The sequence below is a fragment of the Brevibacillus fortis genome, assembly GCF_003013395.1.
Lineage (GTDB): Bacteria > Bacillota > Bacilli > Brevibacillales > Brevibacillaceae > Brevibacillus > Brevibacillus fortis.
The window spans coordinates 16,398-29,528 of sequence record NZ_PXZM01000026.1 but is presented as its reverse complement, the minus strand read 5'-3'; the positions used below and the strand labels follow the sequence as shown (position 1 = coordinate 29,528).

The following is a 13,131-nucleotide window of genomic DNA, read 5'->3' as shown; positions in this document are numbered from 1 at the left end:
CGTAACGTGGAAGGATGGGACAAAAAAAGCAGGGTACACAAGCTCAATTAAGTTAAGGAGGCGCGAAGGTGAAAACATGCTATGTGGGTGTAAAGGCTGAGAGCGTTGAAAAGCTTGCAAAACGAATCGAAGAAGACGAGGAGGATGTAATCATTCTACCAGTTGTTTCTCCTAAGTCGGTTTCGGCTCCAACTAAGAAAAAGCCAAATCACATGTTTGAGTTTGTGGCTATGGTACCGCCTGACATTCTCAAGGAGGAATATCAGAAGGCAGCTATTTCAAATTTCGGAGGATTCATTGTCATGAGGCTACCCAAACACATGATCAAGCCTGAATTTTTAGGGAAGTAACGGGGGGGAAGGGCAAATGAACAAGGAGCAGATTTTTACTGGACAGGATGACCTGCAAGAAGCATTAGAATCCCTCCACACTACACTTGTTTTTGATCCGAGTGATTGGGCGGTAAGTAACAGAAAGGCATGGATTTACGGAATTGTTATTGGGTGGGGAGATGTGCTGGAATCGGTCGCGAAGGCAATCGGATGGACAGACGAAACAGTAGAGCGTCTGAAAAAGTATCACAATGCCGTTGAAGCGTACCGCAAAGGAACGGAACAGCATTCAAATTTGTATCAACTTTTTCAGGAAATCTTCGGTTTTGAGCTGTCAGAACGATCGCACGACATTATCGAAGAAAGTATTGGATACACGTTGATTCATGAAGGGGTGCCTCTGAAAAAGATCGTGCAGATTGCTAAGGCCTACTACGACGAGCATGAATGGGCACGGGATGATATCCCATACTGCTTTGTGACTGGGCTGCATAACGAGGGGCTCATTTAACAAAATGCTCAGGGAGATAAGGAGGGTAGCGCATGGGATCCATCAGACACAACGCCGTTGTGGTGACAGGAGAAAATTATGACAGGAAGAAGTTCGAGAATGCCCATGTGAAAGCAATGGAGCTGTTCGGGTTGCTTACTTCACCTATCGTGACAAGCGAATTGAACGGATACATGAGCTTTTTTGTAGCGCCAGACGGCAGTAAAGAAGGTTGGGCAGAGTCCGACATTGGCGATGAGAAAAGGAAAGAGTTCGCTGATTATATTGATTCGTTGGCATATGGGGACGGTTCGAATACCGTGAAGTTCGTTGTTGTCGCGTATAACGAGTTGCACGGGACGGAGATCGAGCGAACCAACGCTTTGGATCGTAACCTTGTTTCCGAAAGTGGGATGAAGAGGGAACGAGATATCCATGAGTGGTTCGAACTAACATACGCGCAGTACCTGACAATTCCGAGGAGTGTCCTGCAATCCATGCCTGAAACATGGCAGAAGAAGTTTGTTGTACTCCTGGAGGAGCTAGATGAAACACAGTGGCTATCTTTGCTACCAAAGGATACCTGCTACAAGGTAGAACTCAGGCAAATGAAAGATTCTCTTAATGGCAGAGGGTGGACGTGGGGCGGAAAAGTATCGGACCCACTCGCTGATTATCAAAGGGGCCGAAGGAACATATTTGCCGAGTAATCGGAGGTATTGAGATGGGAGAGTATTTTGAGTGCGAAGTGAAAAGAAACAACGAGGATGAAACATTTGTAGCTACGGTCTCCCTTCGGCTTTTACCCAGAATTGGGGAACACATTAAAATCGCAACGGATCAGAATGTTTACAGTTTCAAGGTAACAGACATTTGGCACTTTGTAGCCGGATCGCAAGGAGGACATATAGTACAAATTTACGTTGATTGGGCCTAAATCATTACGTTTGAAAACTGAGGAGCGATCAAATTGAATGCTTATGGATTCGCAGCCGTTACAAACGTCGGGGTGTGTATAGCGGTGGCATCGGCACTTTGGTATACGGGGAGTTTGTGGTCGTTCCTCGGCCTTATCTTTCTCCAAAGTGTCAACGTGACAAATGAAAAAGACGAGGTGAAGCAGGATGCAAGCAGGACGTGAAGTGAAGTACCAGATATGGATAGAGCCTACAAGGGAAATGAAAACGGTCACCGCGCTATTGTTTGACGATGATGGACAGCTGTTCGGCGTAAAGACCCCAGATTCCGAAGTTAACTCTTGCTTGAGTATTCATACAGTCCGTGTAAGACAATTCACTGGCTTGAGCGACAAGAATGGCAAGGAGATTTATGAAGGGGATCTTGTTGAAATCAGTGATCATCCCTTTGAAGGACCTGTAAAAGTTAACGGAATATACGAAGTGGGTTACAACGAACGAATGGAATTGTGCTGTGGGAGTTGGTTGTTGCATCGTGAACTGCCTTACATCATGGTCGTTGGCAACAAATACGTAAACCCTGAGCTGCTGGAGGTGGGCAAGTGATGCAAGCAAAACGTGAGGTCAAGTTTCGTGTTTGGGACAAGCAGAACAAAGAAATGATCTATCAAAAGCCTCTGAGCCTAACTAAGTTCATGATTACGATTGACGGGGATTTCGGGTGGTTCGATTTTGAGCGGCAGATATGGAGTGGTATTATTCCGAAAGCGTTTATTGAGCTCCAGCAGTTCACTGGCCTTTACGATAAGAACGGCGCAAAGATTTATGAGGGTGACATCGTGTCCTTATCAATCGATGATGAGACAAGACTATTCGAGGTAGCGATTGAAACCGTCGTACGTGACGTTGTCAGCCACCCAAGCTTTGATGGGGCCACCGCTAGAGTTGCGATAACTGGAGTTGTGTTCAAGTGGAAAGGATTTGAGTTATTCCCTTGCATCAATAAAGGCATTCCTGACAATTTGAAAATGGAAGTCATCGGCAACATCCATGAAAACCCTGAGTACCTAGAGGTGAGCGATAATGCAAGCTGGGCTTGAGGTGGACAAGAAGATAGCCGAGGCAATCGGGTTGCAAGAAATACTACCTGATATGTGGATAAGGAACGGTGTACCAACTATCTTGCCTAAATTCTCGACCACCTGGGGAGACATGGGCGTGCTGGTGGAGGAAGCGCGGAAGCAAGGTATCTACCTCGACATTCTGCCAAACGAAACTTGCTATATCTGTGAAGCCAAAACAATATCTAACGCCATAATCGGACAAGCAACAAAGAGTGAAGCACCTTACGCTGCATGCTTGGCATTTCTGGAGGCAAAAGAAAAAAGGGGGATTGTACGATGAGTGTAAAATTGTATGTTTCCGAAGGACAAAAGCGCGTGGAGCTTGAGTTGTCAAAAGCAAACAACCTACAGGTGTTAAACATCATTCAGGGGATGTTTGGATTCTTGGGGTACGAGCTGAAAGAAGTCCCAAAGCCAATTCAGAAAAGCGTGAGCTTCGAGCCAATTTTGCCTAAGCCAATGGTGATAGATAAAACGGAAATTGGCGTTGAATTGAAAGACACCTCAAAGGGTGAGATGCCGACGAAAGACTCCGAGGAAGTGGACAAGCAGACTAAGGGATTACGGAAGCTACCATTCATCAATGGCGAACATACTTTGTCTCAATCTCTTGGAGAAAAGTTGGGGCCGCTTCTTTGGTTGGAAGTGAAGGAGGGCGCGGCCTGGGTGGATGGATCAGATAATCCGCTAGTTCCAAAAGAGAGCCAATCTCATATGACCTTCCAAGTGGAAGAATCGCTTATTGATCTAACTAAGGAGAATCCAGGTGTTCGTTATGTCGATGGTGTCCCACGATATCAAACATACATCTACTGCAAAAACGGAAAATGCAGTCAGCGGACAAAAGTGTTCGTAAAAGAATCGCAGTTGTCCGTCTATTGCCCAGCATGCAATACCAAGCATGTTAGACGGGATGCCACGCATGGAGGATTCCCGGAACAAGATGATTTTGGAAACTACTACAAAGCGGATCGGCTCTGGGTGGAGAACCACAAACCTCATCACGAAAGAATCAAAAGCCCGTTGAAATGATCCAATAGAGTAAGATGGCCAAACAAGGACGGTGAACAGCATGCAGCCCATCCAGTCCTATCAGGATATTTGTAAGGAGATTGATATTTTTGAAATACGTATAAAAGATTTAGAACGGGAATATCAATTTTGGTACCATGGGTGCTTTAATTCCAGTAGACGTTTTTCTGCGCCATTGGATATTTGCCTGAAGCGGATGGAAACGATATGCGATCAGGTAGAGGCATATAGTCGTGTCCTTGAAGAGAAAGAGAAAACGAGGAAAGCCATTGAGGAACGTTTGAATGAATTCGATGGGCTGGAGTACAAAGTGCGATTTATGCAGGATGTGGAAGGAAAGACGTTGGCAGAGATTGCGGCTGAATTAGGTTACTCCTATGACTGGATAAGAAAGATCAACAGTCGGATCAAGAAGGCACAAAGAAGGCACACTGCCATTGCAAAAAACGTGGTACGATGATAGCATCGAAAAATTATGAACAGCGAAAATGTACAAGCCATCCGGCATATCGGGTGGCTTTTTTCGTGCATTTTGCAAGGAGGAAAAAGGCGTGAACATTCGTACTATCCCTGTTTCTATGATCAACGTTGCTGATTACAACCCACGCCTCGACCTACAGCCAGGTGAAGATGAATACGAAAAGCTGAAAAGATCCATCGAGGAGTTTGGGTATCTAGAGCCAGTGATTTGGAACGAAGTCACGGGGAACATCGTAGGTGGGCATCAACGGTACAAAATTCTGTTGAACGAGCAGGGCCGGACCGAGATTGAGGTGGTTGTCGTTCAATTGGAACCAGAAAAGGAAAAGGCGCTTAATATTGCTTTGAACAAAATAGGTGGCGATTGGGACCTTCCCAAATTGCGCGATATGATGAACGACCTGCAAGGGCTTGACTTCGACCTTTCGCTAACAGGATTTGATACGGCTGACTTGGACGAATTGTTCCAAAGTGAGTCGTTTTCTTTAGAGCCAGAGAATGTCGAAGTGAAAGAGGATGATTTCGATGTTGAAGACGCGCTCTCAAAAGCCGAAGATCCAGTCACACGACCAGGCGACCTTTGGATTATCGGGCGACATCGCCTTTTGTGCGGAGATTCGACCAACCAAACGGACGTTGAACGGCTTATGGATGGCAAGCTTGCTGCGATGGCATTCACGGATCCGCCGTACAACGTGGATTACACCGGTAAAACGAAGGATGCCCTCAAGATTGAGAACGACAAGATGGCAGACAGCCAGTTCAAGGAATTCCTGGTGACCGTCTATCAAAACCTCTTTTACGTATCCGAAGACGGAGCGCCTATCTATGTATGTTATGCCGCTACGGAGGGCGCAAATTTTAAATCAGCTATGAAAGAATCGGGATGGCTTTTGAAACAGTGTCTCGTTTGGGTAAAAAATAGTTTTTCTATCGGCCGACAGGATTACCATTGGCGTCACGAACCCATTCTCTATGGATGGAAGCCGGGGGCTGCACATCGATGGTATGGTGACCGTAAGCAGGACACGGTCTGGGAAATCGATAAACCAGCACGTAATGCAGAGCATCCCACGATGAAGCCAATTGCTCTAGTAGCTCGAGCTTTACAGAACAGCAGCAGGCGTGGGGACATCGCGGTCGACTTCTTTGGCGGTTCTGGATCAACGATTGTTGCAGCTGAGCAAACCGAGCGGGTCGCCTACCTCATGGAGATTGACCCCAAATATTGCGATGTGATCGTAAAACGATGGGAACAACTCACTGGTGAAATAGCTGTGAAGGCATAAGAAAAGGAGAGCGCAATAGCACTCTCCCACTCAAGCCGGGTCACCCCAGCAGAGATAGTGGAACACCGTGGCCACGGATTCTTCAAGCCACTATCTCATTTCCATAATATAGGAAAGCTGTGGTGGCATCAATGAAAAAGCAAAAAGACGAACTGCTGACCGACTTTGTTGATACGAACCAGAAATATAGAAAGGTGGTCCATGCGGTCATTGCCCAATGGGTGAAGGATTACAAAACTGGGAAGATCGTCATCAACTCAGTGCGTGATCTGCATTTGCTCATGAAGATGGAGCAAGAGTTGCAAAAATCTATAGCTGCAGATACCAAGCGAATAGAGGACAAGCAAGGACGCCACGCAGGTGAGGAGCGCCAAATGACTATGTATGACGATGGTCAATAGGTACTTCCAGACAGCCTGATGCCATGCGGGTCGAGCGAGCCCCGAAATTCAGCTAGACTCAAAATTTTAAAGTCACTTCCTATTCACAGATCGTTGCTACTACTGAAAAAGTCGCTTCATCTACTGTCCCGAATTGCCGTGGGTCAAGAAGAGGAAGCGATTTGTTTTTTACTTCCGAAAGAAAGGAGAGAACTCATGGATATGATTGTGGGCACACAGCAGCTTGCTGATGTGATCGGAAAAACCCCCAAATGGGTAAATACACTCACCCGGGATGGTGTCCTTGAACAAATCAGCAGAGGAAAATACGATCTAGCCAACAACGTTCAGCGGTACATCAAATACGCGCAGCATCTTAGCGATAATACAGACATCGATTACAACGAGGAAAAAGCGCTGCACGAACGCGCAAAGCGAAAAATTGCTGAGTTGGATCTGGCAGAAAAAGAATTGTCGCTTATTCAAATAGATGAAGTAGTGAAGATTATAGAGCGAATGGTTGGTCTGTTCAAAGCGCGCTGCCTCACAATCCCATCGAAAGTATCTCCTTTGCTCCAATTTGAAACAGAAATGCCGGTAATCGTGGGGATATTGCAAAAAGAGATTAAAGAAGCATTGCAAGAGCTGGCCGATCACTATACCAACTTTGCTGAAAAGGGCACGGTCGAGCCAACTGGTGAAGAGCATGAGCCAGAAACATCGTAAGCTTTACCAGGCTATCGCCCAAATCGTTTCTCCTCCTACCGATTTGACAATAACTGAGTGGGCAGATGCCTACCGATATCTGTCTCCTGAATCGGCAGCTGAGGCAGGGAAGTACAGAAGCGAACGGGCGCCCTATCAAAAGGGCATGATGGATGCAGTTAGTGATCCAGAAGTAGAAGAAGTAGTATTTGAGATGGGATCACAGGTTGGAAAAACGCTATCTCAGGAAAACATCATTGGATATTACATCGATCAGGACCCGTCTCCTATGATGCTGGTTGTCCCCACACTAGATATGGGAAAAAGCTTTTCAAAAGATCGACTAAGCACAATGATACGCGATACGCCAGTTTTGACTAAAAAGGTAGCTGATTCGAAAGCCAAAGATTCAGGAAATACCATCTTGCACAAATCATTCCCGGGCGGTCATATCACCATCGTGGGTAGTAATTCCCCTGCCTCCCTGGCGAGCCGCCCGATCAGGATATTGCTGGTCGATGAGCTGGACCGATTCGAGGCGACTTCTGAGGGTGACGCGTTGGATTTGGCAAGAAGACGGACAGCCACGTTCCACAATAGAAAAATTGTAGTTGCGTCAACGCCGACAATTAAGGGCCATTCGCGGATCGAGCAGTTATACAATAACTCTTCGAAAGGTGAATGGAATCTTCCATGTCCAAAGTGTGAGGCACTCCAACCTTTGGATTGGAAACGGATCATATTCGATTCCGTATCGATGCGCTGCTTGCATTGTGGCTTCGATTCTCCTGAAATTGATTGGAAGAAACAACAGATTGCCGGAAAAGGTGAATGGATACATGAATTCCCGGAACGAAAAGTAAAGGGATTCCACATGAACGCGTTAGCGTCTCCATGGACTCGTTGGCAAGAAATGATCGAAGCTTTTTTGATCGCACAGGACGAGTTGAAAAAAGGAAATCCCGAGCAGATGCAGGTTTTTGTTAATACGTTATTGAGCGAAACATGGGAAGATCGCGGTGATATTCAGGACGAAAACATTCTCCTGGAGCGGCGAGAAAGCTACGATGCTGAGCTACCGAACGGCGTTCTCGTCCTTACGATGGCAGTCGACACCCAGAATGACCGATTAGAGTACGAAGTTGTCGGCTGGGGCAAAGAAGAAGAGTCTTGGGGAATCGAAAAAGGAGTTATCTGGGGAAAGCCAGACAATCCGCAAACATGGAGAGAGCTCGATGATAAGCGGGAACGAGTCTGGAAATTCGCCAATGGTGCAGGACTGATTATAGCGTGTACTTTTGTTGACTCAGGCGGTCATTACACCGATGAAGTTTATAAATACTGTGGGCAGAGACTCCAAAGCCGTGTTTTCGCCATTAAAGGGGAAGGCGGTTCAGGCCTTGAGTTAATTCGAAAGGTATCCAAAAACAACAAATACAAGCTTCCTCTCATCCTCCTTGGTGTGGATTCTGGAAAGACGACGATCATGCAGCGCTTGCTGATCCAAGAGCCAGGACCGCACTTTTTTCATTTCCCGATTGAGGAAGAGTGCGGATATGATCAGATTTATTTCAAAGGTCTTGTTTCTGAGCGGCAGGTGTTTCGAAGAAAGAATGGCCAAACGGTCATGGTTTGGGAAAATGTCGCCAAGGACAAGAGGAATGAGCCGCTGGATTTACGGGTCTATGGTCTTGCAGCGTTGCGTTTGCTGAAACCAGACTTTGATGCACTCGAAAAACGCTTGCGGGAAACTAATCCTCCCGTAAAACATACAGCTGCAGCCAAACAAATATCAGGCCAGCAAGCAAAGCAGCTAGTCAAGCGCTCAAAGCTTTGGTGAGGGGGTGTAGGATATGGCTTATGATCCAAGACAACAGACAAGGCTACAAGATGAGCTGGAAATTGTTAAAGACCGTCTGAGTAAATACTACGAGGCTGAAACAGCCATTTTGACTGGGGCACAGGAATACCGTATCGGGTCCAGGAATTTGCGGCGTGGCGACTTAAAACTCATCAAAGAAGAGATTGAGAAGCTGCAAGACCGGAAAAACGAACTGGAAAACTCACTAACAACAGGTGAGAGTCCATCAAAGCGTAAGGCATTTCGAGTCATCTATCGAGATTTGTAAGGGGGTGAGTAATTTGTGAAGTTCTTAGACAAAACAATTGAATGGCTATCACCAACTATGGCGTTAAATCGAGAAGTGAATCGCGCAAAACTATCGGCACTTCGGAGGGTTACGAATAGCGGTTATTCGAATAGCGGGGGCAGCAAACAAAAAAACTCAATGAAAGGCTGGCGCAGTGACAGCAAAAGTCCGCAAGAGGACATCGGACAAAATCTTGCTTTACTGCGGGAGCGCAGCCGTGACCTTTACATGGGTGGGGGTCTGGCTACAGGAGCCATTAAGAAAAATCAGTCGAATGTCGTGGGCTCAGGACTCACACTCAAATGCCAACTCAATTACCGGTTACTTGGTATTACAGCGGAGCAGGCAAAGGAGTGGGAAGATCGTACAGAGTTTGAATTTAACCTTTGGGCATCATCCAAGATCGATAACACTGGGTTAAATGACTTCTACGATGCACAACGGATCATGTTGACCGGATGGCTGCTGAACGGTGATTCCCTTGCTGTTATGAAATATACAGATGCCGCAGAGCGGCTAAATCCATATCGTATGCGGCTTCACCTCATTGAGGGAGACAGGCTCAACAATCCAAATCATACGCAAGGATACTCCCCAATCCTTACTACCGAGGGCTTCTCGTTTTCCGAATATGTGCAGCTGTCAGATGGCCGTGCTATCCAAAATGGAGTCGAGACAGACCCGAATGGTAAAGTGATTGCTTACTGGATAAGCAATAAACACCCGAACAGTACGATTCCACAAGGACATATAACACAATGGACGCGCGTTGAGGCACAGAATCCAGTTTCCGGATTGCCTAACGTGCTTTTTGTCATGGATGCGGAGAGGGCAGAGCAATATCGCGGTGTACCGTATCTTGCTCCTGTCATCGAGCAAGTCAAACAAATGGACCGTTATGCCGAGGCTGAGATGGCAGCGGCGATCATCAATAGTTTTTTCGCTGCCTTCATTACACGAAAAGAAGGAGCAAAAAACGAAATACCGTTTACCAATCCCATTCCTGAAAGTGAGCAATTGAAACTGTCGCCAGAGGAACGGCTTTCCAGTTACGAGTTGGGTCCGGGAACCATCAACATGTTGGCAGAAGGCGAGGAAGTGACCTTTGGAGATCCTACGCATCCGAACGCCGGCTTTGATTCGTTTACAAAGACCATGGCGCAGTTAGCAGGCGCAGCGTTAGACATGCCATATGAAGTGTTGCTTTCTGTGTTCAACAGTAGCTATTCAGCGAGTCGAGCTGCACTCTTGCAAGCGTGGAGATCCTTCCGAGACCGTCGTGATTGGTTCTCGCATGATTTCTGTCAGCCGGTCTACGAAACATGGTTATTTGAAGCCGTGGCAACCGGACGTATTAAGGCACCTGGATATTTTAACGATCCGGTCATGCGAAAGCTTTGGAGCCAAGCCATTTGGATTGGACCGAGTCCTGGTCAAATCGACCCTGAGAAAGAAGTAGATGCTGCCGTGAAACGAATCAACAACGGATTTAGCACGCATGAACGAGAAACGGCGGAGCTCACAGGGATGGACTGGGATAGCAATATTGACGTGCTGATGCGCGAGTGGGAGGCACGTCGGGACCTGCCACAAGCACAAATTCCGGGCATGAAAGGAGGTGACAAACAAAATGCCAAAACGGATTGAAGTTAGAGGTGCAATCATCCCGAATGACCATCAATGGATTTACGACTTATTCGAAATGGATGCAACAAGCCCTGGAAAAATATCGAAAGCGATTGCGGAAGCAAACGGCGATGATCTTGAGGTCATTATCAACTCAGGTGGTGGTGATGTTTATTCGGGCAGTGAAATCTATACCATGCTGAAAAGTCATCCAGCTGGTGTTGACGTCCAAATCGTCGGTGTGGCAGCAAGTGCTGCTTCTGTAGCGTCCATGGGTGGAAAGAAGGTCAGAATGTCACCAACGGCACAATTCATGATTCACAACGCAAAGACTCGGACTCAGGGAGATAAGTGGGAGCATCGGCACACAGCGGATTTCCTCCAAGCGGTCGATAAGTCCATTGCGAATGCATACCGACTAAAAACAGGGTTGTCTCAGAACGAATTGAGTACCCTCATGAACCGCGAAACGTGGATGACGGCACAAGAAGCATTGGCAAAAGGGTTTATCGATGAAATCATGTTCGACGATTCTAATCAGCTCAGTGCTGTCGCACATGCAGGCATCGAAATGATTCCCCAACAGGTGATAGACCGTGTCCGAAATGAAATTATGAAGTTCCAAACGGAAGGAGCGAGCATAATGCAAGTAACCAATCAAACACAAGTAATCGATCCACAACCACCGACAGCATCAAATGCAGCACCACAACCACCCGCACCGAATCAGGCACAAAATACTCAAGATGCAGCTGCACAAGAGAGGGAGCGCCTTCGCGCCATTGACGCTATTGCAGCAAATATCGATCCTGCTTTGGTCAACGAGGCGAAGTATGGGGAAAACCCAATGACAGCAGCTGATCTGGCGCTTAAGGCTATGCAAGAGGGCAAGATGATTAATAACGGCCTATTCAATGCGGCAGTAGCAGCTAATCAAGCGTCTGGAGCTCTTGATGTGACAGCTCAATCACAACAACAAAACACGGAAAAAGAGTATGACTTGAACAACTTGAAAGACGTGAACGCAGTCTTCCAGCAACTCGCACATTCACATTCAATGCAACGCCTACAAAGATAAGGGGGAATAACCATGGCAAACGTTTCTACTACATTTGGCACGGTAGATAATCAGTCATTTTTCGCGGGAACGGAAGTGTCTGCGATGACCACAGCAGTGACATTACTTGCTGGTCAAGGGAAGCTCAAACGCGGATCGGTGCTCGGCAAGATTACTGCCAGCGGAAAATATGCATTGGTAAATAAATCTGCGACAGACGGCAGTCAGATCGCATCGTTGGTGTTATCTGAGGACGTGGACACAACCGGAAGTGATGTAAACGCAGTAGCGTATAAAACGGGTGTCTTTCGGTATGATGCTCTGAAAGTGGCGGCCGGAGACTCAGTAGCCAACCACAAAGATGAGCTTCGCACCGTCAACATTCACTACAAAACTGATCGGGGGTAAACAACCGTGAAAATTAGACAATCCGCCATTGCAGGACGCTTTATGAGTCCACAAAATGCCGCAACTGTTACAGGTGGCAGCATTAGCATCTATGAACCACAAACCATACTTCCATCGTTTCAACGAAGAATGCCAGTTACAACGTTCCTTCGGGACATGTTCTTCCCTGGAGAGGCGACTTTCGATACAAAGCATGTCCTAGTGGATTTCTACAAAAACCGCCAACGTGTTGCACCACTTGTTGCAGAAGGCAGTATGCCAGTTAATATCAAGCGAGATGGATTTGAAACGAAAATTTATACGCCACCTTTTATCAACCTGTCTTCCCCAATTGATATCAGCATGCTACAAACTCGCATGCCTGGGGAAGCGGTATTTGGCGGTATGTCGCCAGATGAGCGTGCTGTACAACAGATGAACCGCGACTTTTTGGAGCTCTCCGACATGGTCACGCGCCGCGAAGAGCTGATGGGTGCAGAACTTATGCAAACGGGGAAAGTGACCGTATCTGGTTACATCGATGATGCTGCAACGGTTGTTCGTACTGATACCATTGACTTTGGATTCGACAACATGATCAATCTTACAGCCGGAAGCCAGTGGAACCAGTCTACGTCCAAAAAGTATGAAGACTTAGAGGAAGCGGTCAGAAAATCTCGTAAGGCCGGATACAATCCAACTGTCGCCCTTCTGGGTGATGAGGCGTGGGCTAATCTTCGAGCAGACGATAATTTCATGACGAAGTTTATGGACCTGCGATACGCGCAATTCGGAACGATCAATCCCCAGCTCAGCATCGAGAGTGGAAACGGATATACGTATATTGGTCGCTTGACTGAACTTGGCCTCGACTTGTACCGATATGATGCGTGGTACTACGATGAGGCAACGCAGGCTCTCAAACCATACATTGACCCCGAAAAGGTCATTGTCGCGCCAAGAAATATCGGGGAGCTTTTGTACGGTGCGAATACCTTCATTCCAGAAGATAGTATCAACTATATAACTGTAGCAGGGCCTCGTGCGACAAAGGTAACGGTCAACCGTGAGACCGATGTGAAATCTCTTATTGTGAAGAGCCGTCCATTGCCGAAGCCGTTTGACGTATCTGCATGGTCTGTTATCAAAACGCGCGTGTAGG

The 13,131-nt window shown here is 46.9% G+C and carries 17 protein-coding genes; all 17 read left to right on the top strand.

Annotated elements, in window-relative coordinates; all coding sequences use genetic code 11:
* The first annotated feature begins 68 nt into the window (after positions 1-68).
* The 17 genes from C7R93_RS16960 to C7R93_RS16875 all read left to right on the top strand — a co-directional run bounded on the left by C7R93_RS16960 (position 69) and on the right by C7R93_RS16875 (position 13,130).
* The gene (locus tag C7R93_RS16960) at positions 69-350 is read left to right on the top strand and encodes a hypothetical protein (RefSeq protein WP_106839925.1); all 282 of its coding nucleotides are present in this window, start codon (positions 69-71) and stop codon (positions 348-350) included.
* 16 nt (positions 351-366) lie between these two features.
* Entirely contained in the window at positions 367-843 is a 477-nt protein-coding gene (locus C7R93_RS16955) for a hypothetical protein (RefSeq protein ID WP_106839924.1), read from the top strand.
* A gap of 32 nt (positions 844-875) precedes the next feature.
* Positions 876-1,532 carry a hypothetical protein gene (locus C7R93_RS30700; RefSeq protein ID WP_244191571.1) on the top strand — a complete coding sequence of 219 codons (657 nt, stop codon included), beginning with the start codon at positions 876-878 and terminating at the stop codon, positions 1,530-1,532.
* 414 nt (positions 1,533-1,946) lie between these two features.
* Positions 1,947-2,345, top strand: a complete 399-nt coding sequence (locus C7R93_RS16940) for a YopX family protein (RefSeq protein WP_106839922.1) — start codon at positions 1,947-1,949, stop codon at positions 2,343-2,345.
* Complete coding sequence (locus C7R93_RS16935) at positions 2,345-2,839, top strand: YopX family protein (RefSeq protein ID WP_106839921.1); 495 nt, start codon at positions 2,345-2,347, stop codon at positions 2,837-2,839. Before C7R93_RS16940 ends, C7R93_RS16935 begins: the two co-directional genes overlap by 1 nt.
* Positions 2,823-3,143, top strand: coding sequence for a hypothetical protein (locus C7R93_RS16930; protein WP_106839920.1), 321 nt, complete (start codon positions 2,823-2,825; stop codon positions 3,141-3,143). The genes C7R93_RS16935 and C7R93_RS16930 overlap by 17 nt, the downstream gene beginning before the upstream one ends.
* A complete protein-coding gene (locus C7R93_RS16925) occupies positions 3,140-3,895 on the top strand; it encodes a hypothetical protein (protein WP_106839919.1) in 756 nt (251 codons plus the stop codon). Before C7R93_RS16930 ends, C7R93_RS16925 begins: the two co-directional genes overlap by 4 nt.
* A 40-nt stretch (positions 3,896-3,935) precedes the next feature.
* A complete protein-coding gene (locus C7R93_RS16920) occupies positions 3,936-4,355 on the top strand; it encodes a sigma-70 RNA polymerase sigma factor region 4 domain-containing protein (RefSeq protein ID WP_106839918.1) in 420 nt (139 codons plus the stop codon).
* Between the two features lie 91 nt (positions 4,356-4,446).
* Complete coding sequence (locus C7R93_RS16915) at positions 4,447-5,664, top strand: site-specific DNA-methyltransferase (RefSeq protein ID WP_244191570.1); 1,218 nt, start codon at positions 4,447-4,449, stop codon at positions 5,662-5,664.
* Between the two features lie 131 nt (positions 5,665-5,795).
* Positions 5,796-6,065, top strand: coding sequence for a hypothetical protein (locus C7R93_RS16910; RefSeq protein ID WP_106839917.1), 270 nt, complete (start codon positions 5,796-5,798; stop codon positions 6,063-6,065).
* A gap of 195 nt (positions 6,066-6,260) precedes the next feature.
* Positions 6,261-6,770 (top strand): hypothetical protein, encoded by a 510-nt coding sequence (locus C7R93_RS16905; RefSeq protein ID WP_106839916.1) that lies wholly within the window; start codon positions 6,261-6,263, stop codon positions 6,768-6,770.
* Positions 6,751-8,589: a phage terminase large subunit family protein gene (locus C7R93_RS16900; RefSeq protein ID WP_106839915.1), complete on the top strand. Its 1,839-nt coding sequence runs from the start codon at positions 6,751-6,753 to the stop codon at positions 8,587-8,589. The genes C7R93_RS16905 and C7R93_RS16900 overlap by 20 nt, the downstream gene beginning before the upstream one ends.
* A 13-nt stretch (positions 8,590-8,602) precedes the next feature.
* Entirely contained in the window at positions 8,603-8,878 is a 276-nt protein-coding gene (locus tag C7R93_RS16895; protein WP_106839914.1) for a DUF6148 family protein, read from the top strand.
* Between the two features lie 15 nt (positions 8,879-8,893).
* The gene (locus C7R93_RS16890) at positions 8,894-10,546 is read left to right on the top strand and encodes a phage portal protein (protein WP_106839913.1); all 1,653 of its coding nucleotides are present in this window, start codon (positions 8,894-8,896) and stop codon (positions 10,544-10,546) included.
* Positions 10,530-11,603, top strand: coding sequence for a head maturation protease, ClpP-related (locus C7R93_RS16885; protein WP_106839912.1), 1,074 nt, complete (start codon positions 10,530-10,532; stop codon positions 11,601-11,603). Before C7R93_RS16890 ends, C7R93_RS16885 begins: the two co-directional genes overlap by 17 nt.
* A gap of 12 nt (positions 11,604-11,615) precedes the next feature.
* On the top strand, positions 11,616-11,990 hold the full coding sequence (locus C7R93_RS16880; RefSeq protein WP_106839911.1) for a head decoration protein: 375 nt from the start codon (positions 11,616-11,618) through the stop codon (positions 11,988-11,990).
* Positions 11,991-11,996: 6 nt separating this feature from the next.
* Positions 11,997-13,130, top strand: coding sequence for a major capsid protein (locus C7R93_RS16875; protein WP_106839910.1), 1,134 nt, complete (start codon positions 11,997-11,999; stop codon positions 13,128-13,130).
* Position 13,131: the final 1 nt, after the last annotated feature.